The organism is Roseobacter sp. HKCCA0434 (assembly GCF_032464675.1).
Classification (GTDB): Bacteria; Pseudomonadota; Alphaproteobacteria; order Rhodobacterales; family Rhodobacteraceae; genus Pontivivens.
In genome coordinates, this window is the sequence record NZ_JAWDKL010000008.1 from 40,736 (window position 1) to 66,323 (window position 25,588).

Annotated in this window: 32 protein-coding genes and 1 tRNA gene; 18 read left to right on the forward strand and 15 right to left on the reverse strand. The window is 67.7% G+C overall.

The window, feature by feature from the left end; translation table 11 throughout:
- Positions 1 to 29 precede the first annotated feature (29 nt).
- From RX333_RS06905 to RX333_RS06920, 4 genes are all read left to right on the forward strand, one after another.
- A complete protein-coding gene (locus RX333_RS06905; protein ID WP_316014193.1) occupies positions 30 to 515 on the forward strand; it encodes a cold shock domain-containing protein in 486 nt (161 codons plus the stop codon).
- Complete coding sequence (locus RX333_RS06910; RefSeq protein WP_316014194.1) at positions 502 to 969, forward strand: DUF192 domain-containing protein; 468 nt, start codon at positions 502 to 504, stop codon at positions 967 to 969. Before RX333_RS06905 ends, RX333_RS06910 begins: the two co-directional genes overlap by 14 nt.
- Positions 970 to 1,012: 43 nt before the next feature.
- Positions 1,013 to 1,089: transfer RNA gene (locus tag RX333_RS06915), tRNA-Pro, on the forward strand.
- A gap of 246 nt (positions 1,090 to 1,335) precedes the next feature.
- Positions 1,336 to 2,067 (forward strand): hypothetical protein, encoded by a 732-nt coding sequence (locus RX333_RS06920; protein ID WP_316014195.1) that lies wholly within the window; start codon positions 1,336 to 1,338, stop codon positions 2,065 to 2,067.
- 266 nt (positions 2,068 to 2,333) lie between these two features.
- On the opposite strand, the gene RX333_RS06925 is transcribed toward RX333_RS06920, so the two are convergent.
- Positions 2,334 to 2,930 (reverse strand): pyridoxamine 5'-phosphate oxidase family protein, encoded by a 597-nt coding sequence (locus RX333_RS06925; protein ID WP_316014196.1) that lies wholly within the window; start codon positions 2,928 to 2,930, stop codon positions 2,334 to 2,336.
- The gene (locus RX333_RS06930; RefSeq protein ID WP_316014197.1) at positions 2,927 to 3,898 is read right to left on the reverse strand and encodes a GlxA family transcriptional regulator; all 972 of its coding nucleotides are present in this window, start codon (positions 3,896 to 3,898) and stop codon (positions 2,927 to 2,929) included. The genes RX333_RS06925 and RX333_RS06930 overlap by 4 nt, the downstream gene beginning before the upstream one ends.
- Positions 3,899 to 4,099: 201 nt before the next feature.
- Between RX333_RS06930 and RX333_RS06935 the strand changes: the two genes are divergently transcribed.
- Positions 4,100 to 5,467 (forward strand): class II 3-deoxy-7-phosphoheptulonate synthase, encoded by a 1,368-nt coding sequence (locus RX333_RS06935; RefSeq protein ID WP_316014198.1) that lies wholly within the window; start codon positions 4,100 to 4,102, stop codon positions 5,465 to 5,467.
- A gap of 70 nt (positions 5,468 to 5,537) precedes the next feature.
- Positions 5,538 to 6,383, forward strand: a complete 846-nt coding sequence (serB, locus tag RX333_RS06940) for a phosphoserine phosphatase SerB (protein ID WP_316014199.1) — start codon at positions 5,538 to 5,540, stop codon at positions 6,381 to 6,383.
- Positions 6,384 to 6,386: 3 nt separating this feature from the next.
- Here serB and RX333_RS06945 read toward each other — a convergent pair whose 3' ends face one another.
- On the reverse strand, positions 6,387 to 7,037 hold the full coding sequence (locus RX333_RS06945; protein WP_316014200.1) for a PAS domain-containing protein: 651 nt from the start codon (positions 7,035 to 7,037) through the stop codon (positions 6,387 to 6,389).
- A 146-nt stretch (positions 7,038 to 7,183) separates the two neighbouring features.
- On the opposite strand from RX333_RS06945, the gene RX333_RS06950 reads away from it, so the two are divergent.
- From RX333_RS06950 to RX333_RS06965, 4 genes are read left to right on the forward strand one after another with little or no spacing between them, the layout of a single operon-like run.
- Positions 7,184 to 8,041 carry a YicC/YloC family endoribonuclease gene (locus RX333_RS06950; RefSeq protein ID WP_316014201.1) on the forward strand — a complete coding sequence of 286 codons (858 nt, stop codon included), beginning with the start codon at positions 7,184 to 7,186 and terminating at the stop codon, positions 8,039 to 8,041.
- Positions 8,042 to 8,049: 8 nt separating this feature from the next.
- Positions 8,050 to 8,709 carry a guanylate kinase gene (gmk, locus tag RX333_RS06955; RefSeq protein WP_316014202.1) on the forward strand — a complete coding sequence of 220 codons (660 nt, stop codon included), beginning with the start codon at positions 8,050 to 8,052 and terminating at the stop codon, positions 8,707 to 8,709.
- Positions 8,709 to 9,233 carry a gamma carbonic anhydrase family protein gene (locus RX333_RS06960; RefSeq protein WP_316014203.1) on the forward strand — a complete coding sequence of 175 codons (525 nt, stop codon included), beginning with the start codon at positions 8,709 to 8,711 and terminating at the stop codon, positions 9,231 to 9,233. The genes gmk and RX333_RS06960 overlap by 1 nt, the downstream gene beginning before the upstream one ends.
- A gap of 1 nt (position 9,234) precedes the next feature.
- On the forward strand, positions 9,235 to 9,873 hold the full coding sequence (locus RX333_RS06965; protein ID WP_316014204.1) for an SOS response-associated peptidase: 639 nt from the start codon (positions 9,235 to 9,237) through the stop codon (positions 9,871 to 9,873).
- Here the strand turns inward: RX333_RS06965 and RX333_RS06970 are convergent.
- Together RX333_RS06970 and RX333_RS06975 are read right to left on the reverse strand one after the other, a co-directional pair.
- The gene (locus RX333_RS06970; RefSeq protein ID WP_316014205.1) at positions 9,827 to 10,507 is read right to left on the reverse strand and encodes a hypothetical protein; all 681 of its coding nucleotides are present in this window, start codon (positions 10,505 to 10,507) and stop codon (positions 9,827 to 9,829) included. The genes RX333_RS06965 and RX333_RS06970 overlap by 47 nt on opposite strands.
- Positions 10,504 to 10,782 carry a DUF3572 domain-containing protein gene (locus tag RX333_RS06975; RefSeq protein ID WP_316014206.1) on the reverse strand — a complete coding sequence of 93 codons (279 nt, stop codon included), beginning with the start codon at positions 10,780 to 10,782 and terminating at the stop codon, positions 10,504 to 10,506. Before RX333_RS06975 ends, RX333_RS06970 begins: the two co-directional genes overlap by 4 nt.
- Before the next feature lie 188 nt (positions 10,783 to 10,970).
- Here RX333_RS06975 and RX333_RS06980 point away from each other — a divergent pair, with 188 nt between their 5' ends.
- On the forward strand, positions 10,971 to 12,386 hold the full coding sequence (locus RX333_RS06980) for a diguanylate cyclase (protein WP_316014207.1): 1,416 nt from the start codon (positions 10,971 to 10,973) through the stop codon (positions 12,384 to 12,386).
- Between the two features lie 36 nt (positions 12,387 to 12,422).
- Here RX333_RS06980 and RX333_RS06985 read toward each other — a convergent pair whose 3' ends face one another.
- The 4 genes from RX333_RS06985 to RX333_RS07000 are packed head-to-tail and all read right to left on the reverse strand — an operon-like array spanning position 12,423 to position 14,318.
- On the reverse strand, positions 12,423 to 12,872 hold the full coding sequence (locus tag RX333_RS06985; protein ID WP_316014208.1) for a periplasmic heavy metal sensor: 450 nt from the start codon (positions 12,870 to 12,872) through the stop codon (positions 12,423 to 12,425).
- The gene (locus RX333_RS06990) at positions 12,869 to 13,243 is read right to left on the reverse strand and encodes a hypothetical protein (RefSeq protein ID WP_316014209.1); all 375 of its coding nucleotides are present in this window, start codon (positions 13,241 to 13,243) and stop codon (positions 12,869 to 12,871) included. Before RX333_RS06990 ends, RX333_RS06985 begins: the two co-directional genes overlap by 4 nt.
- Positions 13,240 to 13,884 (reverse strand): RNA polymerase sigma factor, encoded by a 645-nt coding sequence (locus tag RX333_RS06995; RefSeq protein WP_316014273.1) that lies wholly within the window; start codon positions 13,882 to 13,884, stop codon positions 13,240 to 13,242. The genes RX333_RS06990 and RX333_RS06995 overlap by 4 nt, the downstream gene beginning before the upstream one ends.
- Positions 13,881 to 14,318: a calcium-binding protein gene (locus RX333_RS07000; protein ID WP_316014210.1), complete on the reverse strand. Its 438-nt coding sequence runs from the start codon at positions 14,316 to 14,318 to the stop codon at positions 13,881 to 13,883. The genes RX333_RS06995 and RX333_RS07000 overlap by 4 nt, the downstream gene beginning before the upstream one ends.
- A 173-nt stretch (positions 14,319 to 14,491) precedes the next feature.
- Between RX333_RS07000 and RX333_RS07005 the strand changes: the two genes are divergently transcribed.
- Positions 14,492 to 14,896, forward strand: coding sequence for a DUF983 domain-containing protein (locus tag RX333_RS07005; protein WP_316014211.1), 405 nt, complete (start codon positions 14,492 to 14,494; stop codon positions 14,894 to 14,896).
- Here the strand turns inward: RX333_RS07005 and RX333_RS07010 are convergent.
- From RX333_RS07010 to RX333_RS07030, 5 genes are all read right to left on the reverse strand, one after another.
- The gene (locus tag RX333_RS07010) at positions 14,893 to 15,663 is read right to left on the reverse strand and encodes a citryl-CoA lyase (protein WP_316014212.1); all 771 of its coding nucleotides are present in this window, start codon (positions 15,661 to 15,663) and stop codon (positions 14,893 to 14,895) included. The two genes, RX333_RS07005 and RX333_RS07010, sit on opposite strands and share 4 nt — an antisense overlap.
- Entirely contained in the window at positions 15,660 to 16,859 is a 1,200-nt protein-coding gene (locus RX333_RS07015; protein WP_316014213.1) for a CoA transferase, read from the reverse strand. The genes RX333_RS07010 and RX333_RS07015 overlap by 4 nt, the downstream gene beginning before the upstream one ends.
- Positions 16,849 to 18,375 (reverse strand): tripartite tricarboxylate transporter permease, encoded by a 1,527-nt coding sequence (locus RX333_RS07020; RefSeq protein WP_316014214.1) that lies wholly within the window; start codon positions 18,373 to 18,375, stop codon positions 16,849 to 16,851. The genes RX333_RS07015 and RX333_RS07020 overlap by 11 nt, the downstream gene beginning before the upstream one ends.
- A gap of 3 nt (positions 18,376 to 18,378) precedes the next feature.
- Positions 18,379 to 18,873 carry a tripartite tricarboxylate transporter TctB family protein gene (locus RX333_RS07025; protein ID WP_316014215.1) on the reverse strand — a complete coding sequence of 165 codons (495 nt, stop codon included), beginning with the start codon at positions 18,871 to 18,873 and terminating at the stop codon, positions 18,379 to 18,381.
- Positions 18,874 to 18,982: 109 nt separating this feature from the next.
- Positions 18,983 to 19,966 carry a tripartite tricarboxylate transporter substrate binding protein gene (locus RX333_RS07030; protein WP_316014216.1) on the reverse strand — a complete coding sequence of 328 codons (984 nt, stop codon included), beginning with the start codon at positions 19,964 to 19,966 and terminating at the stop codon, positions 18,983 to 18,985.
- Positions 19,967 to 20,078: 112 nt separating this feature from the next.
- Here RX333_RS07030 and RX333_RS07035 point away from each other — a divergent pair, with 112 nt between their 5' ends.
- The 6 genes from RX333_RS07035 (at position 20,079) to RX333_RS07060 (ending at position 24,590) form a co-directional block, all read left to right on the forward strand.
- Positions 20,079 to 20,747, forward strand: coding sequence for a response regulator transcription factor (locus RX333_RS07035; protein WP_316014217.1), 669 nt, complete (start codon positions 20,079 to 20,081; stop codon positions 20,745 to 20,747).
- The gene (locus RX333_RS07040) at positions 20,744 to 22,117 is read left to right on the forward strand and encodes a sensor histidine kinase (protein ID WP_316014218.1); all 1,374 of its coding nucleotides are present in this window, start codon (positions 20,744 to 20,746) and stop codon (positions 22,115 to 22,117) included. The genes RX333_RS07035 and RX333_RS07040 overlap by 4 nt, the downstream gene beginning before the upstream one ends.
- Positions 22,087 to 23,112, forward strand: coding sequence for an ABC transporter substrate-binding protein (locus tag RX333_RS07045; protein ID WP_316014219.1), 1,026 nt, complete (start codon positions 22,087 to 22,089; stop codon positions 23,110 to 23,112). The genes RX333_RS07040 and RX333_RS07045 overlap by 31 nt, the downstream gene beginning before the upstream one ends.
- Positions 23,113 to 23,155: 43 nt before the next feature.
- Positions 23,156 to 23,833 (forward strand): NUDIX hydrolase, encoded by a 678-nt coding sequence (locus RX333_RS07050; protein WP_316014220.1) that lies wholly within the window; start codon positions 23,156 to 23,158, stop codon positions 23,831 to 23,833.
- A gap of 99 nt (positions 23,834 to 23,932) precedes the next feature.
- On the forward strand, positions 23,933 to 24,100 hold the full coding sequence (gene rpmG / locus RX333_RS07055) for a 50S ribosomal protein L33 (RefSeq protein WP_316014221.1): 168 nt from the start codon (positions 23,933 to 23,935) through the stop codon (positions 24,098 to 24,100).
- Between the two features lie 82 nt (positions 24,101 to 24,182).
- On the forward strand, positions 24,183 to 24,590 hold the full coding sequence (locus tag RX333_RS07060) for a GNAT family N-acetyltransferase (RefSeq protein WP_316014222.1): 408 nt from the start codon (positions 24,183 to 24,185) through the stop codon (positions 24,588 to 24,590).
- Positions 24,591 to 24,643: 53 nt separating this feature from the next.
- Here RX333_RS07060 and RX333_RS07065 read toward each other — a convergent pair whose 3' ends face one another.
- Positions 24,644 to 25,423 (reverse strand): Bax inhibitor-1/YccA family protein, encoded by a 780-nt coding sequence (locus RX333_RS07065; protein ID WP_316014223.1) that lies wholly within the window; start codon positions 25,421 to 25,423, stop codon positions 24,644 to 24,646.
- Between the last annotated feature and the right edge of the window lie 165 nt (positions 25,424 to 25,588).

Below are 25,588 nucleotides of genomic sequence, written 5' to 3' on the forward strand. Positions count from 1 at the left end.
CAGGACGGACAAGAAAAAGACGGAAGCGTATGATTACGGGACAGGTCAAGTGGTACGACACCACGCGCGGATTCGGCTTTCTGGTGGCGGAAGATGGCGCGGGGGACGTGATGATCCACGCCAGCGTGCTCAAGGCCGCGGGCCTGCGCGATCTCGTCGAGGGGCTCGCCATCACCGTCGAGGTCGAGCAGACGGAGAAGGGCCGCCAGGCCTGCGCCGTCCTCTCGGCGGAGGATCCGGCGGCGGGCCTCGGCGGCATCGAGATCGAGCCGATCCCCACGGCGGCGGAGGTTGAATACCAGCCCGCCCGCGTCAAATGGTTCGACCGGGTCAAGGGCTTCGGCTTCCTCAACGTCTACGGCGATGACGAGGACGTGTTCGTCCACATGGAGACGTTGCGCCGCTGCGGCCTAAGTGACCTGCAAAGCAACGAGGCGGTCGCCGCCCATATCGGCGACGGCCCGCGGGGACGGATGGTGATGTATGTGCGCGACTGGGACAGTGTCGTTTCGTAAGGCCCTTCTGGCGGCGATGATCCTCGCCGGACCGGCGCTCGGCCAGTGCCGGGAGGACCGGCTCGACATCCGGCAGGACGGGCTGCACGCCAGCTTCGACGTCGAGATCGCCGACGATGCCGCCGAACGCGCGCGCGGCCTGATGTTCGTCGAGGAGATGGGGCAGCTCGAAGGCATGCTCTTCGTCTACGAGGACGAACCACGGCAGCGCAGCTTCTGGATGCGCAACACGCTGATCCCGCTCGACATGCTGTTCATCGATACCGCAGGCGTGGTGCGCGACATCCATGTCGGCGCCGTACCGCTCGACGAGACGCCGATCCTGTCCGCGACCGACGACATCTTCGCGGTGCTGGAGGTCAATGGCGAGCTGACCACTATGCTCGGCCTGACCGAGGGCGCCGAGATCCGCCACCCCGCCTTCGGGTCCGAGGCTGCCTGGCCCTGCGATTGACCCTTTCCAAAGCGGCGGGGGCAGGGTATCCCGCCGGGAAGGTCGGAGCGTGGCGCAGTCTGGTAGCGCACCTGTTTTGGGTACAGGGGGTCGTGAGTTCGAATCTCGCCGCTCCGACCAGTTTTTCGGACCATTGCTTGTTTCAGCGCGGGCTACTGTACCGCGCTTGGCATATCACTTGCGTGTCATTGATAGTGTGTCGGCTGAAGGTCCGCTTCGAGCCCAAGGTGACCGATGCTGCGCTATTCATGAAGGTCCACCTGCCCCTTGCCATCAAGACCGTAACCCTAGACCGTCTTATCATAAGAACGGCACCGTTCCATATAATTGGGGATGGTTTTTACATCAGGGTTGGCAGGAGACTCTATGAGCTGGTGGCATAAGTTCCGAAGAAAAAAGGCGAAAGCAAAGCCTGTAAGGCCTGACGGAGATCATATAGAGAACCTTCAGGCCCACCCTACTGTCGATATCCCGAAAATCGGCGAAACTTCAAACCTACCAGTGTGGATTGACGTCTCGTCCTCACGCCCCACAACCGCGACATATTACGGCCTACTTTGGGAGATCGAACCCATGGGGGAATATCTTTACTACCTTGCGGGCGACTTTCAGAAGAACGAAAAAGGACTGCTTCGTTACGCAAGTGCAAAGACGTCCGCCGAAGTTCACGTGTGTTTCGAAGATGATGTAATCTCAGTCAATCATTCGGAAATGAGCCAGTGGTCTGAAGTTGCCGACGAAAAAACGGCTTACAGCACTGATTTTCCCGATATGAAAGTGGAAGAACTTACCGCTTTTGTACAACCTGAAATGCACAAGTATGGCAATACGAGGCTGCGCGCGAAGCTGGGCTTGAAAGATCTGCATGGCGGCGCTGGGTATATGGAGCTGGCCAACGGCGTACGTTTCGGCCCGTCCGTGCGTTATTTCTGGAGCAAGCACACAGAAACCTCGCAAGGGACACGCGTCACCAAAATCTTGGTCGGGTCATCCGACCCTGATCAACACGTTCGCCAGATGCATGATCTATTTTCCACACTCGTAGATCGCTATCAGGATATCGAAGATCATCCGCTGTCTGGAGCAATACGGATGTAGCCTGAAATCCGCGAATTAGCGCCAAACTGCGACGCTCAATGGTCAAGTTCACTCCGATAGCTGACATTGGAGCAAGCGCAACGAATGGCAGCTAAGTCCCGCAAAGCGGACGATCACCGCGCATTCTCAATCAAGTGATTTCGCGCCCAATCACCGCAATACCCGAGCCATTCAGTCGCCATACGCATGCCATACGGGGTGCATACGCATCGCAGACCGCTGCATTCTGCGAAAATGGCCTTGCAAAACGGGAATCGGGCGCGACCTCACCACATCCGCGAGCGGGCATAATCCGCGTATCCGGCGTCGTATTCCGCGCCGTCGAAGTCCGCATCCGCCTCCCGCAGGAAGTCGCCCGCGCTCGGCACCTCGACCGGGTCGGAGGTCCAGAGGCGCGAGCGCATGATGGCCTTGGCGCACTGGAAATAGACCTCTCCCACCGTGATCACGATCACCGTCGCGGGCCGCAGCCCCTTGCGCGCGAACCCCTCCCGCAGCCCCGCGTCATCGGTCAGGATCGCCGTGCCGTTGACCCGCACCACGTTCTCGCTGCCCGGCACCATGAAGGTCAGGCTGATCCGCCCGCCCTCCACGATATTTCTGAGCGAATCCAGTCGGTTGTTTCCGCGCCAGTCCGGCATCAGCAAGGTCTGCGCATCCGCGATCCGCACCACGGGCCCGTCGTGCCCGCGCGGGCTGCAATCGGTCCCCTCGGGGCCGACCGTCGCCATCATCGCGAAGCGGGACGCATCGATCCACCGCGCGTAGCAGGGCGTGATCCGCGTCGCGACCTTCGACACCGCCCGCGGGTTGACCTCCGGGTAGAGCGCCTCGAGCGCCGCGAGGTCTTCGACCCGCTTCAACCCGTGGCCCCCTGCGTCCCCCGCTCCCGGTAAGGCGTGGTCGAGAAATGTGCGCGGTAGCACTTGGAGAAATGCGACGGCGACGTGAACCCACAGGCCAGCGCCACGTTGATGACGGTCATATCCGTCTGCATCAAAAGGTTTTTCGCCTTTTGCAAACGCAATTCCATGTAGTACCGTTTCGGCGAACGATTGAGATACCGCCGAAACAACCGCTCCAGCTGGCGGGTGCTCATGCCCACGTCTTCGGCCAGGCGGGCAGGGCTGACCGGCTCCTCGATATTCTCCTCCATCGCGTGGATGACCGAGGCGAGCTTGGGGTGCCGCACACCGATCCGGGTCGGCACCGAGAGGCGCTGTTCCTCGCGGTCGTTTCGGATGGTGGTGTAGATCATCTGGTCGGCGACGCGGTTCGCGAGTTCCTGACCGTGCCGGTCGGAGATCAGCCGCAGCATCAGGTCGGCGGAGGCCGAGCCCCCCGCGCAGGACAGACGATTGCCGTCCATCGTGTAGAGCGCCTGGCTCAGGTCGGCCTCGGGAAACTCCTCGACGAAGCTGTCGCGGTTGTCCCAGTGGATCGTGCAGCGCTTTCCGTCGAGCAGGCCGGCCTTGGCCATCGGCCAGGTGGCGGTGCACAGGCCCCCGATCACGACGCCGCGGCGGGCCTCGCGCCGCAGGTATTGCAGGATGCCCTTCGTCGTGGCCCCCTTCACATCCGTACCGGCGCAGACCAGCAGCGTCTGATCGCGTCCCACCTCGTCGAGGCCGCCGTTCACAAGCGTCTCCTGACCGTTCGAGCAGTGGACCGTCTCGCCCCCCTCGGCGATCAGCGACCAGCTATAGAGCTCCTGCCCCGCTGCCCAGTTGGCGAGGCGCAGCGGCTCGATCGCGCAGGCGAAGGACAGGAGCGAGTAGTTGTTCATGAGCAGGAAGACGAATTCCTGCGGTTTGTCCTGACCCCGATCCATTCCACCTCGCTGCGGCTGGGTTCCTATCCAAGCGTCGTCGCAATTCCGAAGGTCCGTCAAGCTGCAAAGCGCGACCATTCGTGGCCTATTCGAGACGTCCCGCGCAAAAATCATGCGCGGCCCGCGCTGCCGTCTGGTCAGCACGCGCGCGGGCGTGCTAGGACACGGCCCCGACCGATTGGCAAACGAGTGAGACGCGAGATGTCTGCGACCTGGACCAAAGCCGGATGGCGCGCGAAGCCGCGCATCCAGATGCCCGATTACGTGAACGCCGAGGCGCTGGCCGAGGTGGAGGGAAAGCTCGCCACCTATCCGCCGCTGGTCTTCGCGGGCGAGGCGCGCGCGCTGCGTGCGAAGCTCGCCAAGGTCGCGAACGGCGAGGCGTTCCTACTGCAGGGCGGCGATTGCGCCGAGGCGTTCGGCCAGTTCACCGCAGACCAGATCCGCGATACCTACCGGGTGCTGTTGCAGATGGCGATGGTCCTGACCTTCGGCGCGAAGCTGCCGGTGGTGAAGGTCAGCCGCATGGCGGGCCAGTTCGCCAAGCCCCGCTCCGCCCCCACCGAGGTCAAGAACGGGGTCGAGTTGCCGAGCTATCGCGGTGACATCATCAACGATATCGACTTCACGCCCGAGGCGCGGATCCCCGATCCCAACCGGATGCTGCAGGCCTATACGCAGTCGGCGGGCACGCTGAACCTGCTGCGCGCCTTCAGCCAGGGCGGCTTCGCCGACATGCACCGCGTGCACGAGTGGACGCTGGGCTTCGCGGGCGGCGAGGAAGCGGCCGAGTATCGCGACATGGCCAACCGTATCTCCGAGGCGCTGAGCTTCATGGAGGCGGCGGGCGTCAACTCCGGCAACACGGACGCGCTGGGCCGGGTGGATTTCTACACCAGCCACGAGGCGCTGCTGCTGGAATACGAGGAGGCGCTGGCGCGCGTCGACTCGACCTCCGGCCAGGTGGTCGCGGGATCGGGCCACATGATCTGGATCGGCGACCGCACCCGCCAGCCCGACGGCGCGCATGTCGAGTTCTGCCGCGGCGTCATTAACCCGATCGGCCTGAAATGCGGCCCGAGCCTGGAGCCGGACGAGCTGATCGACCTGATTGACCGGCTGAACCCGAACAACGATGCGGGCCGCCTGACGCTGATCGCGCGCTTCGGCGCGGGCAAGGTGGGCGAGCATCTGCCCGCCCTGATCCGCGCGGTGGAGCGGGAGGGCCGCAAGGTCGTCTGGTCCTGCGACCCGATGCACGGCAACACCATCAAGTCGGCCTCGGGCTACAAGACCCGGCCCTTCGACGCGGTGCTGACCGAGGTGCGGGAGTTCTTCGAGATCCACAAGGCCGAGGGCACCTATGCGGGCGGCGTGCATTTCGAGATGACCGGCCAGGACGTGACCGAGTGCACCGGCGGCGTGCGCGCCGTGACGGACGAGGACCTGTCGGACCGCTACCACACGGCCTGCGACCCGCGCCTCAACGCCAGCCAGTCGCTGGAGCTTGCCTTCCTCGTCGCGCATGAGCTGGAGAATGCACCGCGCGCGGACCGCGTCGCGGTCTGATCGCGGCGCATCGCTCTACCAAGGCCCGGTCCTCGCGCGGGGCCGGGCCTTTCCGTATCGGAGACCTCGAATGTTCCACGCCGTCCTGACCTCGACCCGCGAGATTGCCGACCAGGTTGCCGCCGATGTGGCCGCGCAACTCCCCGAAGCAGGGGAGCCGCGCAGGCTCGCCCCCACGGGGGTGGAGATCCCCTGCGCCGGGCCGATCTTCGTGGCGGTCGAGGGGGCGGACCTGAACTTCGTGCCTAGCCAGAACCGCGAGAAGCGGATGCTGATCGCGGACATGGACAGTACGATGATCCCGGTCGAGTGCATCGACGAGCTCGCCGATTTCGCGGGCGTGAAGGAGCGCGTCGCCGATATCACCGAGCGCGCCATGCGCGGCGAGCTCGATTTCGAGGCCGCGCTGCGGGAGCGTGTGGGTCTGGTAAAGGGCCTGCATCGCGACGCGCTGGAACAATGCTATGCCGAGCGGATCGCCCTGAACCCCGGCGCGCGGATCTTGGTGCGGACGATGGCGGAACGAGGCGCGCAGACGGCGCTGGTCTCGGGCGGGTTCACCTATTTCACCGAGAGGGTGGCGGCGGCGGCGGGCTTCGCGATCAACCGGGCGAATACGCTGATCTTCGAGAATGACCGGCTGACCGGCGAGGTCGGCACGCCGATCCTGGGGCGTCAGGCGAAGCTCGACAGCCTTGAGGAACTGGCCGATGCAGGCGGCTTCGGGGCGGCGGATGTCATCGCCGTGGGGGATGGCGCAAACGACCTCGCGATGGTGGCGGCGGCAGGTCTGGGTGTGGCTTATCGGGCGAAACCGGCCTTGCGCGATGGCGCAGACGCGGTGCTCGATTACTCCGACCTGACGGCGCTGCTGATGCTGCAGGGCATCGCGCAGAGCGATTGGGTCCGCGACTGACCCTCAGTCGCGGGAGCTGACGACCCTGAGATGCGCGCGGCTGATCGGCGCGCGCTCGTCCGCGCCCCTCGGCGATCCACCGTTCACGCTGCGCAGGTGCGGGCCCGAGAACGAGGCCTGCGCCTCGGCAAAGCCATGCATGGGCTGGTGCCTGCGCCGCCGCTCGCTGAGCGTGTCGATGCGGATGGTCTCGATCTCCATCTGCAACGGGCCGGAGAAGGGGGCCGCGTCCATGACCAGGCAGCCCAGGATCCGCGTCAGCCCACCGAAATCGTCCGCGAGCGGACGCAGCATCATGCCGCCCTCGATGCGGGCTTCGTCCTCGCCCTGCGCGATCAGGGCGAGATCGATGCAAGCGGGATGCTCCAGCACTTCCGCGAGAAGGTCGTCGGCCCGCCCACGCGCTGCCTCGGTGAACAGGGTGTGCGCGGGCATCCCCCGCGCCTCCATGCCCAGCACATCGCAAAGCTGCGCGCCCGCGAGCCGCAGGCGCATCGGCCCGCCTGCCACCGTCTCCACGATGAACATGTGCTCGAGCGCCGGGCCGAAACGGCCCGGGTCGATATCGCTGCGCCGTGGCGCGAGACGGCCCGCGCGCAGCTCTTCCCAGTAGATTGCGAGATCGTCGAGTATTTCCTGTCGCCGAACGCTCATGCTTTTGTCCCCATGTGCACTCATCGATACGCTTCCTTTCCGCCGGGGTGGTGACCTCGTCCGGCATCGGATAGCATTTTCACCGCATTTTAGACGATCTTTCAACGATGAGGGTTAACGAAGGTGGGGGACAGACGATGCGCTCGATGACCGGATTCGCGCGGCGGGACGGCTCTCACGGGGCGATGAGCTGGGTGTGGGAGGCGCGCTCGGTCAACGCGCGCGGCCTCGACCTGCGCCTGCGTCTGCCCGATACCGCCGATGCGCTCGACGGGCCGCTGCGCACGGCGCTAAAGGGCCCCGTCGCGCGTGGCGCGGTCACGATCTCGCTGCGCTATTCGCGGGGACAGGAGGCGGCCGGGGCGGATGACGCGGCGGTGGACCGGACTCTCGCCGCGATCGCGGTAGTCGAGGAGGCTGCGCGCCGCGCGGGGCGCGATCTCGCCCCGATCCGCGCCACGGATATCCTCGCCCTGCGCGGACAGTTCGAGGCGTCCGGGCCGGATACCGCCTGGGTGGCCGAGGCCGCGAAGCAGATCGACGGTCTGGTCGCCGATCTCGTCGCCTCGCGCGGCCGGGAAGGCGCGGCGCTCGATCGGATACTGACCGATACGCTCGACCGGATCGAAGCGCTGCTGCCCCAAGCCCGCGAGACCGCCACGGCGCGCGCCACACGCACGGCGGTGGGGCTGTCGGCCAGGGTCGCAGCCGTGATGCAGGCTGCGCCCGACCCGGCCCGGCTGGAGCAGGAATTGGCGTTGCTGGCCGTCAAGGCGGACGTTACGGAGGAACTCGACCGGCTCGATGCGCATGTCGCCGCGGCGCGCGAGCTTGTCGCGACAGGCGGCCCCGTGGGGCGCAAGCTCGACTTCCTGATGCAGGAGTTCAACCGCGAGGCCAACACGCTCGCCTCCAAGTCCGGCGACACGGCCCTGACGGCGATCGCCCTTGATCTCAAGGTCGCGATCGATCAGATGCGCGAGCAGGTACAGAACGTCGAGTGAGGGCCGCCATGACCCAGACCGCCACCGCACCGGGCCGCACGGGCATGCTGGTGATCCTGTCCTCGCCCTCGGGCGCGGGCAAGTCCACCCTGTCGCGCAGGCTGCTGAGCCAGGATGACGGCATCTCCTTCTCGATCTCCGCCACCACACGGCCCCCGCGACCGGGCGAGGAGGACGGGCGCGAGTACTATTTCCGCGACCGCGCCGAGTTCGAGCGCATGATTGCGGCGGGCGAAATGCTGGAACATGCCGAGGTCTTCGGCAATCTCTACGGCTCACCGATCGGCCCCGTCCGCTCGGCCTGCAACGCAGGGCGCGACGTGCTGTTCGACGTGGACTGGCAGGGTGGCCAGCAGATCCGCAACTCCGCGATGGGACGCGACGCGATCTCGATCTTCATCCTGCCGCCCTCGATCGAGGAGCTGGAGGTCCGCCTGCGCAAGCGCGCGCAGGACGCGCCCGAGGTCATCGCCCGACGCATGCGCGAGGCGCGCCGCGAGATGAGCCACTGGGCGGAATACGACTACATCCTCATCAACGACGATCTGGACACTTGTTATGGCGAGTTGGAGTCCATCCTGACCGCCGAGCGCCTGCGCCGTGCCCGCCGACCCGATATCGCCGCGCGCGCGCGCATCATGTCGGGCGAGATAAAGGAGATCACCTGATGCCCGTCTACGCCCTCGGCGACGCCCGCCCCGACATCGCCCCCGACACCTGGGTCGCGCCCGGCGCGCAGGTCATCGGCAAGGTCCGCCTGCTCGACGGCGTCGGCATCTGGTTCAACGCGGTGCTGCGCGGCGACAACGAGTGGATCGAGGTGGGCGAGGACACGAACGTCCAGGAGAATGCCGTTTTCCACACCGACATGGGGTTCCCGCTGACCATCGGGCGCGGCTGCACCATCGGGCACAAGGCGATGCTGCATGGCTGCACGATCGGTGACAACTCCCTGATCGGCATGGGGGCGACCGTGCTCAACGGCGCGAAGATCGGGCGCAACTGCCTGATCGGAGCGGGCGCTCTGATCACGGAAGGCAAGGAGATCCCGGACAACTCGCTGGTCATGGGCGCACCGGGCAAGATCGTCCGCGAGATCGACGCGGCCGGCGAGCAGATGCTCGCCGCCTCCGCCGCGCATTACGTCGAGAACATGCGCCGCTTCCGCGCCGATCTCGTCCCGCTCGACTGAGATGTGCGGTCGGTTCGCCCTGCACCCCACCCTGACGGAGGCGCAGCAGGCCTACGGAATCGATCGCGATGCGGCGGCGGTGCTGGAGGCGTCCGACGACATCCGCCCCACCACCGAGGTCGCCACGGTGCTGGGCGGCGCGGAGCGGACCGCCCGGCGGATGCGCTGGGGTTTCGTTCCCGACTGGTATGCGGGGCCCGAGGACGGCCCGCTCATCATCAACGCCCGGTCCGAGACCATCGCGCAGAAACCGGCTTTCGCGGAAGCCTGCCGTCAGCGGCGGTGCCTGATCCCGATGTCCGGCTTCTACGAATGGCAGGCGGTGCCGGGGCGCGGCAAGCGGGTGCACTGGCTGGCGCCAGCCGAGGGCGGGCTGCATGCCTTCGCGGGCATCTGGCAAGTCTGGTGCGATGAAGAGGGGGCCGCGCGCGCCAGTTGCGCCATCGTGACCTGTGCGGCGCCCGAGGCATTGTCGCATATCCACGCGCGCCTGCCGGTCGCGATCCTGCCGGAGGATTACGCCCTGTGGCTCGGCGAGGCGGGCCACGGCGCCGCCACGCTGATGCGCCCGCCGCCCGATGGCTGGTGGGAGGTCACCCCCGACCGCGGACCCCCGCCGGAGCGTCCAAGGCTTCTGTAAGCCAAGGCACCGCGTCGCCCCAGGTCGAGGCGAACAGTTCGGCCGACGGGGCGCGGGGCAGGGCGGGGGCCGCCCAGTCGCATCCGATCAGCTGCACGCGCCGGACCGCGGGGGCATGCCGTGCCACGCTTTCGATCTGCACGGCGCTGTCGTCGACGAAGGCGACCGCCCGATCCGTGCGGGCGGCCAGTTCCGAAAGCGCGTGCCCCTTGCCGCCCCTGTTGGTCACGACCGGATAGTCGAGGCCATGACCGGACAGGTTGGCGACCCGTCCCGCCCGCGCCGGATGGGGCAGGTTCGTCAGGATCACTACCTGCGAAAGCCGCGACAAGCTGCGCAGCGCCTCGGCCGCGCCGGGGATCATCTGTTGCCTCGACACTTCCGCATCGAAGAACGCGTCGATCAGGGCGAGCCCCTCGTCGCGGCTCGCCGTCTCCTCCCCGCCCTGGCGGATCAACGCCTTGTCGAGCCGGTAGTCGCTGAGGTCGAGCCGCCAACCCCGATTGTCCACGTAGTCGCGGAAGTGCCGCAGGAAGTGCACCAGCACCTCGTCCGCGTCGACCACCAGCAGGGGGCGGTCGCGGTCGATCGCGAGCGTATCGAGCTGTTCGCGCGTGAGGTCCGGCAGGCTCATGTCCAGTGCACGTCGCCGCCACCGGGCAGGGCGGCCCGCGCCCGCATCGGCATGTCGTAGGCGAGGCCGTTCCGGTCGCAGAACGCGACCAGCGCCCGTTCGTCCTGCAAGAGGAAGTCGAGCAGGAAGCCGGGGAAATCGGGATCGTCCGACCTGGCGCGCAACTCGGCGGGATCGGCGCCGGACCAACCGAGGAAGGCGACCAGCGCCTCCTCGTCGGCGGCGAGCCACAGCAGGACATCCTGCGCCAGGGCCTTGGCGGCATCGGTTTTCATCATAGGGAAACGGCCCAGTTCATGCCAAATTGCATTTCAACCCAAGGGCGAGGAAAGACTTCTCATAATTGTAAATTCTGTAGTGCCTCAAGCTTGCCTCTATTTACCTCTAGGTAATCCGTCGGGAAGTAAGTTCGAGTCGTCACGAAGTCACGACTCATCATGTTTGATGTAATTCTGGAGGGCCGATGTCCGGCCGGGTTCTGCTGATCGACGATATCGCCGCGAATCGCGCCATGATTCGCGCCAAGCTCGCATCGGCATATTACGACGTTCTGACGGCGGACACAGCCGAGGAGGCGGTGGACATCGTCCGCACGGACCACCCCTCGGTGGTGCTGATCGACATCATGATGCCGACCGTGGACGCGTTCGACCTGTGCCGCCGGCTCAAGTCCGATCCGCAGACGGCCCTGACGCCGATCATCATGATGACCTCGGTCGAGGACGGGCCGGACCGCATCCGCGCGCTCGAGGCCGGGGCCGATGACTTCCTGGTCAAGCCGATCCACGAGCTCGCGCTGTTCGCCCGCGTGCGCAACCTCATGCGGATGAAGTTCGTCATCGACGAATTGCAGCTGCGGGCCGAGACGACGCGCGAATTGGGGCTGGAGCCGGACGAGACCACGCTGACCAATATTGATCTTACCCCGGCCCATTCGGTGCTGATCGTGCCCCCCGACCGGGAGACCGGCACCCGGTGGAGCGCGCTGATCCGCGACAACCTCTCCGTCCAGACGCTCATCGCGATTGACGAGCAGGAGGTGGCCCGGCGCGTGGCCGACGATATCCCCGATGCCTTCCTGATCCACGAGACACCGCAGCACGGTGGTGGGCTTCGCTCCGACGGGCTGCGGATCATCTCGACCATTGCGCGACGGCAGCCCACGCGCCATTCGGCGATCCTAATGGCGATGGCGGACGTCAACATGCGGCAGGCGGCGAAGGGGCTCGATCTGGGTGCGTGGGACTATCTGGTGGCCCCGCACGATCCGACCGAGATGACCGTGCGGCTGCGCACCCAGTTGCGGCGCAAGCTCTATTCCGACCGGTTGCGCTCCAACCTGCGCGACGGCCTTCGGATGGCGGCGATCGATCCGCTGACCGGGCTCTACAACCGTCGCTACGCGGATCACCACCTCAAGAACATGCTCGCCCAGGCGGAGGCGGAGGGCACCGATCTCGCGGTGCTGATCCTAGACCTCGACCGGTTCAAGACGCTGAACGACAGGTACGGGCACGAGGCCGGGGATCGCGTCCTGCACCAGGTCGCCAGGCGGCTGCAGGAAAACGTGCGGGGTGTCGACGTGGTCGTGCGGCTGGGGGGCGAGGAATTCTGCGTGGCCCTTCCCGGTGCGGACCGGGCGGGCGCGATGGAGGTGGCGGAGCGTATCCGCGTCGCGGTCTCCGGAACGGCCTACGACATCGGGCAGGGGCGAACCGTGCGGTGTTCGATGTCGATCGGTGTCGCCGTGGCGCAGCGCGGCGAGGACACGGTCGAAAGCCTGATGCGCCAGGCCGATCTGGCGCTCTACCGGGCCAAGGATGCCGGGCGCGACTGCATCAGGACCGCTTGGGACGCGGAGGCGCCCCCCACCGCGTGATCCGGCACCCGCCACACCGATCTGTGCAAGCGACCTCTACCCGCCCTCTTGCCCGTCTCGGGGGCCGCGCATCCGCGCAAGCCGATCGAGCAGGGCGAGCCGCTCCTCCCGGTCGAGCGAGACCAGCGCATCCACCAGTCGCTCCTGCACGCGCGCGCGCATCGCGTCCATCCCGGCGCTGCGTCGTGCGAGCAGGGTCTCGAGCGCGGCGCGGTCCACCTCATCGGCCTGCATCAGGCGGGCGAAGTCGCGCGCCTCCTGCCGTCTCACCCGCCCCATCTCTCGACGGTCGGGCACCGCTTCGCGCAAGGCTGCGCGCAGGTCGTCCTGCATCGCCGGCGGCAAGGCGGCGATCGTCGCGCGCAGGTCCGGCGTGACCGGGATCCGCGGCGCACCGCGGTCGCGGAACTGGTCACCCGCCACGATGCCGACGATCAGCAGATTGACCGCCAGCGAGACGATCAGCGCGATACGGGTCCAGGTCATTGCGCGGTCTCCAGATCGAGATAGGCGTATTCGAGTTCCGGCAGCAGGTCGGCGGACGCGACGGGGTCGTCGTAGCCCCGAAGCTCGACCGTCCCGGTCGCGCCGATCCAGAGACCGCAGGCCAGGCTCGCGGCGAGCGCGCCGCCGGCGAGCCGCACATCCCCCGCCCAGGCCGGCCAGCGCCACCGTGACCGAGGCGGTGCCGCGGGCGGTGCGGACCTCCGCGCATGCTCCGCGCCGATCTCGCCCGCCTCGGCCAGAACCCGCGCGACGAGGTCGTCGCCAGGTTCGGGCCGCGCGGCGCGCGCCTGCGCGAAGAAGAGGTCGAGCCCGTCATCCTGCGAGCTGCCGATGTCGTCAGCTTTCGTCATCCTTCGAATCCTATCGCATCGCGGTGCGGGGCGAGCTCACGTGTCAACGCGCGGCGGCCTCGTGCCAGCAGACTTTCCACCGCCTCGACCGAGAGGTCCATGATCGCGGCGATCTCGGGGGTGGGCAGTTCCTCGATATGGCGCAGAGTCACGGCGAGCCGCTGCCGCTCGGGCAGGCGGGACAGACCCCGATGCAGGGCGGCGGCCCGGTCCCGCGCCATCAACCCGTCCACCGGGGCGGGACCGTCGTCCGACGGCTCGTCCGCCGCGTCGAGCGGTTCGGTCCGCCGGGACCGCAGCCGGTCTATGGCCAGGTTCGAGACGACACGGTAGAGCCAGGTCCCGACGCGGGCCCGGTCGGGCTGCCACTCGGTCGCGATGCGGAACAGTCTCACCATTGCCTCCTGCGCCACGTCCTGTGCCTCCGCCCCGTCGCCGAGCATCCGCGAGGCCACCGACAGGGCCCGCGGCAGGTGCCGTGCGACGAGTTCGCGCGCCGCCGCCTGATCGCCCGCCGCGAAACCCGCCATCAGGTCGGCATCGTCCAGTCTGGCGTCCTTGGTCATCGTGCCTCGCGATTGGCCGACCCGCAGGCTGCGCCATGCGGGCCGGTCCGTCCAGTCGGTCGTGCGGCGCGTCAGCCGCGACCGGGGCGTCCATCGCGGTGACCGCGGCGATGCCCGCGGGCCTCCTCCGCCTCCTCACGGCTGATCGCGCCATCGCCATTCGCGTCGATCCGCTCGAACCGGTCCCCGCGCCGGTCGCTGCCCGGCATCTCGTCGAGGCTGATGCCGCCGCTGCCGTCCGCATCCGCCCGCGCGACCATCCGCGCGGCCCGTTCGGCCCGGCGCGCCTCGGCCATCGCGGCCAGTTCGGCCGCATCCAGCTCCCCGTCACCGTTGGTATCGGCTTCGGCGAACCGCGCGGCGCGGTGGGCGTCCAGCTCGGCCTGCGTGATCTCGCCATTGCCGTCCGCATCGAGGCTGTCGAAGTCGAAGGGCTGCGCGCTCGCGGTCCCGGCAAGCGTCATCGTGACCAGCAGGGCGGCAAATCCGGTCTTGATCGTCGAACTCATGTCGTCATCCTCTCGTGGAACACGAACGGGGCGATCCGCCGCCGTTCTGCCCCTGATACGGGCGGAGGGCGGCCGGTCCGTCGCACTTGACGCAAAAAAAATCCTGCGCGACACGCGGTCGCGGGGCAGCTTGTCCGAGTGCGGGTGGCGGGACGTTGCGATACGGAGGTTTCATGAAAGACACCGAGCGCCAGATCGATACCTCCTCGCTGGAGCGGCCCGTCGGCCCCGCCGTGCGGCTGGGCTGGCAGCGCAAATGCCCGAATTGCGGGTCCGGACCGATGTTCGACGGCTATCTGACCGTACGGCACGATTGCCCGGTCTGCGAGCAGGAGCTCTACCACCACCGCGCCGATGACGGACCGGCCTGGGCGACGATGGTGCTGACGGGACATGTGCTCGCCCCCGCGATGATCATCGTTTACGAGCTGTTCCGCCCCGAGCCCTGGGTGATGGCGGTGGGGTTCTCGCTGGGTATCGTGCTGCTGTCGCTGTGGTTCCTGCCGCGCATCAAGGGCGTCTTCGTGGCCTTCCAATGGGCCAAGCGGATGCATGGCTTCGGCTCGGACGGCGACTAGCCGGCGTCGTAGGTCCAGCGATGGGCGGGCGGGGTCGGCCCCTTGTTGCGGCCGCCCTGTTCCGTCTGCTCCCATACATGCGCCAGGATACCGACGGAGCGGGACAGGACGAAGAAACCGCGGGCCAGCGGCGGGGGGCACCCGAGTTCCGCGTAGATGACCGCGGTCGCGCCGTCGATGTTCATCGGCACCGGCGCGCCACGTTCTGCGGCGAGATGTGTTTCGATCGCACGGGCGATCGTCGCCACGTCGCCCGCCACGGCCCCGGTTTCGGCGGCCTCGTCGACCAGCTGCAGCAGGCGCGGCGCGCGCGGATCGACCGGCTTGTGGAAGCGGTGGCCGAAGCCGGGCAGGTATTTGCCGTGCTCGCCCCGCCATGTGTCGAGCGTCTCGCCCAGCCGGTCGATCCCCGCAGTCGCGACCGCGCGGTAGAGCGCGACCGCCTGCTCCCCCGCGCCGCCATGCACGTCGCCGAGCATGTTGATCCCGCTCGCCATCGCCGATTGCAGGCCTACGCCGCAGGTCGCGGCCATGCGCGCGGCGGCGATGGAGGGCGCCTGGGGCCCGTGATCGACCGCCGCGACGAGCGCCGCCTCGAACAGGCGCGCCCTGGGGCCGTCGATGCGCTCTCCCGTCACCATCAGCCAGATCATCTCGGCGAAGCCGGTCCGCCCGATCAGTTCCTCGACCGGCTGGCCGCGCAGGGCAATGCGACCCGGCTCCATGTCGATGATGGCCGTGCGCCACCAGTCCGCGACGTCGCTCATATCACGCCCTCCTCGCGCAGGGTTGCGATCTCCTTCGGCGGATAGCCGAGTTCGGTCAGGATACGGTCCGTATCGGCGCCGAGGGCGGGTGGCGGGGCCGCCACCGACGGCCGCGCCCCGTCGATCGACGCGCCGACGCGCATCAGGTCGATCGCGCGGTCGAGGCCGGGCACGTCCTCGAACCGCGCGAGCAGGTCGCGCCCGGCCACCTGCGGATGGGTCAGGATATCTGGCACCGACATCACCGCGCCTGCCGGAACGCCCGCCGCGTTCAGCTCCCGCGCCCAGTCGCGCGCGTTTCGGGTAGTCAGCACCGTTTCCAGTTCCGCCTTCAAGCGCAGCCGGTTGGCCTTGCGATCCTCGCGGGTGGCGAATTCCGCGCCGTCGAGCAGCTCGTCGCGGCCCAGGTGACGGGCGAGAGCCTGCCATTGACGCTCCTCGTTCGCGGCGATGTTGATGAGCCCGTCCGCGCATTGGAAGGCCCCGGAGGGGGCGGAGGTCGGGTTCTCGTTGCCGTTGCGGGTGGGGGTCACCCCTCCGATCAGGTGGTTAGAGACCACCCAGCCCATCGTCGCCAACACGGAGTCGAGCATCGAGACGTCGATGAAGGCACCCCGCTCGGGCGCGTTGAGCGCGGCGCAGATCGCCATCGCCGCGGTCAGACCGCCAACCGTGTCGGCGAGCGGGTAGCCGACCCGCTGTGGCCCGCCGTTCTCGGTGCCGGTCACGTCCATGACGCCGGCAGCCCCCTGCACGATCTGGTCGTAGGCGGGCCGCCCCGCCCACGGCCCGGTCTGGCCGAAGCCCGAGATCGCGCAGTAGATCAGCTGCGGATTGTCGCCGCGCAGGATCTCGTGCCCCAGTCCCAGCCGATCCATCACGCCGGGGCGGAAGTTCTCGACCAGCACGTCCGCGCGGGTGACGAGCGCACGCAGCGCCTCCTTGCCGCGCGGATCCTTGAGGTTCAGCGTCATCGACGCCTTGCCCGCGTTCTGGGCGAGGAAGCTGACGCCCATCCCCTTGGCCGACAGCTCCGGGTCGGCCCCCAGTTGACGGGCGAGGTCACCGCGCCCGACGGCCTCGACCTTGATGACCTCCGCTCCCAGATGGGCGAGCTGGTGGCAGGCGAAGGGGCCCGCCAGCACGTTCGTCAGGTCGAGGACGCGGGTGCCCGCAAGCGGCGCCTCAGCTGCCATCGGCAACGCCCTGGGCCCGCTTGCGCGCGCGCCATGTGCGGAAGCTCGGCAGCAGGACCAGCAGCGCCGCGAGGATCAGCAGGCCCAGCGTCATCGGCCGCTCCCAGATGAAGTCCAACCCGCGATAGAGCTGCATCGAGCGCGCGAAGTTGTTCTCCAGCATCGTGCCGAGGATGAATCCGATCAACAGCGGCGCCAGCGGATAGTCGGCGAAGCGGAGGATGGTCGCCACCACTCCGAGGCCCACCAGCATCAGCAGCTCGGTCGAGTTGTTCTGCCCGATATACGCCCCCATCAGCGTGAAGAAGAAGATGAACGGGATCAGGTAGTTGCGCGGGATCGCGAGGATCTTCGCGATATAGGGAATCAGCGGCAGGTTGAGGATCAGCAGCACCAGGTTGCCGATATACATCGAGATGATGACCGCCCAGAAGATCTGCGGATCGTCCGTCATCAGACGCGGACCCGGCGTGACATTCAGGGCGATCAGGGCGCCGAGCAGGATCGCCGTGGTGCCCGATCCGGGAATGCCCAGCGTCAGCAGCGGCACGAAGGAGCCGGTGCAGGCCGCGTTGTTCGCCGTTTCGGGCGCGGCGAGACCCTTCACCGAGCCCTTGCCGAACTCCTTCTGCTCATGCTCGGGCGCGATGTTGCGCTCCACCGCGTAGCCGAGGAAGGACGCGATCGTCGCACCCGCGCCCGGCAGCACACCGATGAAGAAGCCCTGCACCGACTGCCGACCGATCACCGGCAGGATCGCGCGGCCCTCGGCGCGGGAGAAGCGCAGGTCCGAGATCTTGCCCGAACCGCCCGAGTCCTCGCCCCGGCTGGAGCGTTTGGGATCGAGCACCAGGAAGATCGCCTCGGGCAGGGCGAACATCGCCATGGCGAGCGTGATGAAGCTGATGCCCGATTGCAGGTCCATCATGCCCAGCGTGAAGCGCGGCATGTTGAAGAGAGCGCCTTCGCCGACGGTGGCGAGGATCAGGCCGAGCAGCGTCATCATCAGCGCCTTCGCGACCTGGCCTGTGCCCGCGAAGGCCGCGATGGCCGACAGGCCCACGACCATCAATGCGAAATATTCCGCCGAATGGAACAGGAGCGCCACGCTCGACAGCGCGGGGGCGAAGATGGCAAGCAGGATTGCCCCGATCGTGCCGCCCGCGAAGCTGGAGACGGCGGCGATGGTCAGCGCCTTGCCCGCCTGGCCCTTGCGCGCCATCGGGTAGCCGTCGAAGCTCGTCGCGACCGTGCCCGCGACCCCCGGCGCGTTCAGCAGGATCGAGGAGGTCGAGCCCCCGAAGATCGCGCCATAGTAGACGCCCGCAAGAAGGATCAGCGCCGCGGTCGGATCGCCCAGCGTGATGGCGACCGGGATCATGATCGCGATGATCGACATCGGCCCCAGACCCGGCAGCATGCCGATAAAGGTGCCGATCAGGCAGCCGGCGACGACCATCAGCAGGTTCTGGACGGAGAATGCGGCCCCCAGGCCGATCAGGATACCTTCGAGCATCTCTCAGACCCCCATGAAAAACGGAAACGGACGCAGGAAGATGTCGAGCACCTGCTGCACCAGATACCAGACGAACCCGGTGGCGGCGGCGGCGACGCCGATCATCACCAGCCAGCGCCGCTCTCCCAGGATGGCGCTGCCGAGCACCAGGAAGAGCGACGTAGACAGCAGGAAGCCAGCGGGCCGAAGGGCCAGCGCGTAGACCACCATCAATGCCAAGAGCAGCAGCGCCTGACCCAGTTTGTACTCGTGCAGGCGGCGATAATTGATGTCCATCGCCGAGGGCTCGGCATCGTTCGCGGGCTTCTCGAGCCCCAGCAGGACGACGAAGCCGACGATGACGCCCATGACGGACAGCACCTTGGGGAAGGTCGAGGGCCAGACGGGGTTGCGCTGCATGAAGGGCGGTAGCAGACCGTCCATCGTGAAGAAGGCGAGATAGCCGTAGGCACAGCAAAACGCGATGAAGATCAACGCGATCCAGCGGTCGAGCGCCATGACGGGCCCTCCTGTCTGAAAGGTGAACGGGTCGCGTCGCCGCTCGAAGGGCGCGCGGGATTGGAAAGGGCCGCGAGGATGTCCCCCGCGGCCCGTCCATGTCAGCGAATCAGAGGAAGCCCAGCGTCCGCATCAGGTCGCCGATCTGCTGCTCCTGACCTTCGAGATAGCTCTCGAACTCGTCGCCCGGATTCCAGATGTTGACCCATCCGTTGCGCGAGCGGACCTCTTCCCAAGCGTCCGTCTCGTACATCGCCTCGAGGGCGGCGATATACTGGTCTACCTTCTCCTGCTCGGTGCCCGGTGCGGCGAAGAAGCCGCGCCAGTTGACGAACTCGACGTCGAGGTCCTGCTCCATCATCGTGGGCGCGCTGTCATAGGCGGCCACACGCTCGGGCGCGGTCACGCCCAGGATGCGAACCTCGCCCTGGTCTGCCAGCGCAATCGCCTCGGAGAAGCCGGTGGACAGTGCGTCGATCTCGCCCGACAGCAGGCCCGCCATCGCCTCGCCACCCGCATCGTAAGGAATGTAGTTGAGCATGGTGGGATCCTCGCCCGCCGCCTGCATCGCCATCGCGGCGACGAGGTGGTCCATGCCGCCCGGAACCGAGCCGCCGCCCACGGCGAAATCGTCGCCCTGCTCGCCATAGGCTTCGAGCAGGCCGGCCATGTCCTCGATCTCGCTATCCGCCGGGACGACGAGGGCCGCGTAATCGCCGATCGTGCCGGCCACCAGCGTCAGGTCGCGGAAGCTTTGCGGGAACACGCCCGTCAGCGAGCGGATGACGATGGGCGTGGAGTTGACCATCAGTGTGTTGTCGAGGCTGTCGGCGTTCTCGATCATGTGCGCGATCGCGACGCCGCCGCCGCCGCCCGACATGTTCTCGTAGCTGGCCGATCCGACGAGGCCGCTTTCGGTCAGGGCTTCGCCCGTGCCGCGCGCGGTGCCGTCCCAGCCGCCGCCCGCGCCGCCGGGAATGATGAAGTGCAGCTGGTCGAGCTGCTGGTGCGCATCCGCGAAGGCGGTGCCGGTCAGCGCGGTGGTCGCGACGGCCGCGGCCATCACGGCCCGGCGGGTCATGGTGAATGTCATGTCTTTCCTCCCATTTGACAGGCGGACTTGCGCCGCCCATGCTCGGCTTGAAATCACACGAAGCTGACACGAGCCTGACAAAAGGGCCGCTTATCGGGGGAGGGGGCCTGAGGTGCGATACCTGCTGGTCGAGGACAATGCCGAGCTGGCCGAGGCCGTCCTGCGACGGCTGATGCTCGACGGTCACGCGGTCGATCATGCGCCCGACCTCGCCACAGCGCGCGATTGCCTGGCGGCGGCGGATTACGACCTGATCCTTCTCGACGTGATGCTGCCCGATGGCGACGGGCGCGAGTTCCTCGCCAGCAGCCGGGTGCATCTCGAAACCCCCGTCATCGTGCTGACCGCCCGCTCGCAGGTCTCCGATCGGGTGGACGCGCTCGATGGCGGGGCGGACGACTACCTCACCAAGCCCTTCGACTTCGTCGAGCTGGAGGCCCGCTGTCGCGCCGTCCTGCGCAGGCGCGGGGGCAGTGCCCGCAACCAGATCGCGCTGGGCGCGGCGACGTTCGACCCGCTCTCGGGAACGCTCAGCCATCAGGGCCGCTCCACCGCGCTGCGCAACCGGGAGATCCGGCTGCTGGAGATCTTCGCCCGTCATCCCGGCCAGATCCTGTCCAAGCCGCAACTGATGGACCGCCTCTTCTCCTACGACGCGGAGGTGACGGAGAACGCCATCGAGGTCTGTGTCGGCCGCCTGCGCCGCCGGATCGCGGGCACGGGGCTGAGCATCGAGACGGTGCGCGGCCTGGGCTACCGCATGGAGATCGCGGCGGCATGATCGGCCGCGGCGCCATCGGGCGACGCCTCGTCATCCTGCTCGCCGCCGTCGCGGCGCTGCTGTCGATCATGAGCTGGAGCATGGTGACCGGCCTCGCGCGGCAGGCCGCGGGTCGCGCGCAGGACAACGTCCTGGCCGCCTCCGCCACGACGATCGCCGAGACCCTGCGTTCGGAAGGGGGCGAGGTCCGGCTGGAACTGCCCTATTCCGCCTTCTCGATGCTGGGCGCGATCAGCCAGGATCGGGTGTTCTACAAGGTCACGGCGGATGGCGCGATGCTGACCGGCTATGCCGACCTGCCGCAGCCCGCGACCGAAGGCGCACGGACCGGCGTGCCGGTCTTCGACACGGGCAGCTATCGCGGATCGGAGCTGCGGCTCGCATCCGTCACCCGGCCGGTCCTCACCGGGTCGCGCGCGACGCGCGTGACGGTGACGGTCGCGCAGACCCGCGGCGGGGTCGCGGCCATTGCGGGCGAGATCTCGCGCCTTGCCGCGGGCCTGTCGGTCGCCTTCTTCATCGTGGCGGTCGTGCTGTCCTCGGTCGCCGCGCGGGCCTCGCTGCGTCCGCTCAACGACGTGGCGCAGGCCGTCGCGCGGCGCGGGCCGACCGATCTGCGCCCGCTGCGCCGCGCCGCCCCGACGGAGCTCGCCCCGCTGGTCCTGTCGCTCAACCGCTTGATGGAACGGTTGGGCCAGTCGATCCGCCGCTCGGAGGATTTCATCGCCGAGGCCGCGCACCGGGTGCGCACCCCGCTCGCCACCGTTCGCACCCAGGCAGAGATTGCCCTGCGTGCGACGGACGATCCCGAGGACCGCACCCGCCTGCGGCGTATCATCCGGGCGGTGGACGAAAGCTCGCGCTCGGCGGGTCAGCTCCTCGACCATGCGACCGTCGCCTACCGGGCCGAGCATCTGGCGCGGGACGAGGTGGATCTCGCCGCGCTCGCAAGCCGCGCCGCCGCGGCGCTCGATCCCACTGCCGCCATGAAGGACATCGCGATCACGCTCGAAACCGCCCCTGCCACCGTGCGGGGTGACGCCGTGCTGCTCGACAACGCGCTGCGCAACGTGCTCGACAACGCGGTGAAGTACTCGCCGGAGGACACGACCGTGACGCTCAGGACCGCGACGACGGATGGCCTCGCCCTCGTGACCGTCACGGACGAGGGGCCGGGTCTCGGCGACGGGCCGGTCATGGAACTGACCGAACGGTTCCGCCGGGGCCCCGGCACCGAGGGCATCGTCGGATCGGGTCTCGGGCTAACGATCGCGGATGAGGTGATGCGCGCCCACGGCGGACGCCTCGAACTGGACTGCAACGAGGGAGGGACCGGAACATGCGTCTCGCTTGTCTTGCCATCGGGCTGAGCCTCTGGGCCGCCATCGCGCCCGCCCAGGTCATCGAGGATCGGCGCAGCTATCCCGGCACGGGCGAGCGGGTGCTGCGCATCGTCTCGACCGCCGATCTCGACGTGTTCGATCCCTATCTGCGCGCCTTCGGCGAGCGCTACCCGGAGATCACGGTGGACTACGCCGTAGCCTCGTCCGTCGACGTGAACCGGATGGTGCGCGACGGGGCGGAATTCGACCTCGCGCTGTCCTCGGCGATGGATTTGCAGTTCCTGCTGGCCAACGATGGCTTCGCCCAGCCGCTGCGCACGGACGTGACCGCCTCGCTGCCCGACTGGGCGCGCTGGCGTGACCTGATCTTCGCCTTCACCGCCGAGCCCGCGGTGGTGGTGCTGTCGGCGTCGCAGATGGAAGGGCTGCCGATGCCCCGGACGCGGCAGGATCTGCTGGCGTTGCTGCGCGACAGCCCCGAGCGTTTCGCCGGGGCCGTGGGGACCTATGATGTCCGTGAAAGCGGCCTTGGCTACCTGTTCGCCACGCAGGACGCCCGCGCCACCGACGCCTATTGGCGCCTGTCCGAGGTGATGGGCCGCGTGGGGCCGCAGCTCTACTGCTGCTCGGGCCAGATGATCGACGACATCGCGAAGGGGGAACTGGCGCTTGCCTACAACGTGCTCGGCAGCTACGCGGCCAATCGGCTCGAAGGCATGGCCGACCCCGACTTGCGGATCGTCCGGCTCGCCGATTTCGCCAATGTCATGCTGCGCACCGCGCTCGTCACCGCGCAGGCGCAGGAGGTGGAGGCCGCGGGAGCGTTCATCGACATGCTCGCCACGCTCGGACTGCGCGAGGAGGCGGGCGACTGGCCGTTGCCGCCTCTGCGCGGAGCAGGCGAGGCGAGCGATACCGGCTTCGGCCCGATCCGCCTCGGCCCGGCCCTGATCGTGGCGCTCGATCCGTTGAACCGCCGCACGTTCCTGGCCGAATGGGAGAACGCGATGGAGCAGGAGTGATCGCCGTCTGGACGCCGCCCGCGCCCCGGCCCATAGTCGATGCATGACCGCATCCCCCCCGATCCGCGACGCCGCCACCATCATCCTCGTCCGCCGCGATGGTCCCGTGCCGCGCGTGCTGATGGGCCAGCGCGGGGCGAAGGCGGTGTTCATGCCGTCGAAATTCGTCTTTCCCGGCGGCGCGCTGGACCCGGCCGACAGGGCCGAGCTCACGCTCGCCCGTCCCTTGGATGAGGCCGGGCGGGAGCGTCTGGGCCTCCACGCCGATCCCCGCCTCGCCGTCCCCCTCGCCCTCGCCGCCATCCGGGAGCTTTACGAGGAGACCGGTCTCGTCCTCGGGCAGCCGGGGCAGGGCGCCCCGAACCCGCCTGCCGAGTGGGCGGATTTCGTCGGACGCGGCTTCCTGCCGGATGCGGGCGCGCTCGACTTCATCTTCCGCGCCGTCACGCCCGAGGGCCGTCCGCGCCGCTTCGACGCGCGCTTCTTCCTGGCGGAGGCGGCGGACCTCGCCACCGATCCGGACGATTTCTCCCGTGCCTGTGACGAGCTTTCCCACCTGCACTGGGTAGACCTCGCCGAAGCGCGCGCGCTGGAACTACCGTTCATCACAGAGATCGTCCTGGCCGAGGTCGACGCGCGCTTGAAGGACGGATCACGCCCCGTTCCCTTCTTCAGCCACGATGGCGACCGATCGCATTTCCGGATGTTGCGAACTGCTTGACACCGCCGGGGCAGGGTGTAGGAAGCAGGCCTGACTTTCGCGGGTGGCCCGAGGCCACCCCTATCGCATGGGGCCGCGCCCCGTTTGAGGAGATGGATCATGGCGAAGCCGACGACGATCAAGATCCGCCTGAACTCCACCGCGGGAACGGGCCATTTCTACGTAGCCAAGAAGAACAGCCGCACGATGACGGAGAAGATGTCCGTACGGAAGTACGACCCCGTCGTGCGTAAGCATGTCGAGTACAAGGAAGGCAAGATCAAGTGATCTGACCACCGCTCGACGGTTCTCACGAAGGGGTCGCACCGCAAGGTGCGGCCCCTTTCGCTTTTGTAATGAGGGACGACCGATGCGGGTCCGTACCGCCATCTCCGACGACATTCCGGGCATCGATGCGCTGCTGGCGCGCTCCTATCCACGGCTGCTGGCCGCCGATTACCCGCCCTCCGTCCTCTTCACCGCCTTGCCGCTCATCAGCCGCGCGCAGCCCGCGCTCGTCACGACGGCAGCGGTCGGGCATGTGCGCCATGTGGCGAGCGATCCGGAGCGGCTACGGCGGGGAATCGCGCGCCGTCTGCTCGAACACGTGATCGCTAAAGCGCGAGCGGCGGGGCTCACACGGCTCGACTGCCTGTCCACGCGGACAGCCGTGCCGTTCTACGAGGCGATGGGCTTCGGCGTCGTCGCTCCGCGCGACATCCCGCTCGCACCCGCGATCACCTTCCCCGCCATCGAAACGACACGTAGCCTCGCATAGCAAAGGGGCCGGAGGTTTCCCCCCGGCCCCTGACGTTCCGATCGTGCGGTCGCTTACTCGCGGTTGCCGAACAGCGAGAGCAGCATCATGAACATGTTGATGAAGTTGATGTAGAGGCTCAGCGCGCCCATGATCGCGGCCTTGCCCAGATAGCTCTGCCCCTGCGGGTGGGCGACGGCCATCAGGTATTCGTTCTTCAGCCGCTGCGTGTCGTAGGCGGTCAGGCCCGCGAAGACCAGCACGCCGATCGCGGACACGGCGAACATCAGCGCCGAGGACTGCAGGAAGATGTTGATGAGCGACGCGGCGAAGATGCCGATCACGCCCATGAACAGGAACGATCCCCAGCCGGAGATGTCCTTCTTCGTGGTGTAGCCCCACAGCGACAGCCCGGCGAAGCCGATGGCCGTGGCGAAGAAGACCTGCGCGATCGACATCGACGTGTAGACGAGGAAGATCGAGCTCAGCGACGCACCCATCACGGCGGCGAAGGCGTAGAACACCATCTGCGCGGCACCTGTGGACAGGCGGTTGATCCCCGCGCCGAGGCCGAAGACGAAGGCCAGCGGAGCGAACATGATCACCCACTTCAGCGGCGAGGCGTAGAGCGCGTAGCCCAGATCAGTCAGGTACATGCCGTCGCGGACCATGTACTGCGTCGGGCTCTCGGTCACGGCAAGACCCGCCAGCGCCCAGGCCACCAAACCCGTGACGACCAGACCCACGGACATCGTGCCGTAGATCTTGTTCATGTGGGCGCGCAGACCGGCGTCGATTTCCGCCGTGCGCACACCGGCGGCGGTCTGCTGCCGGAGGATATCGGATTGTGCCATGAAGAACTCCTGTCGGTTGGCATGGGGCCTGGATGGCCTTTTCATGTTCAATATCGTGAAGCTGGCGGTGCGATTCAAGAGAAACCGGTGGCGCGGCGGGGGCGGGGGGTCGAGTCGTCAGCTCCGCATAACGTCCCGACGCCGCGCAACTGACAAACCCAAGCC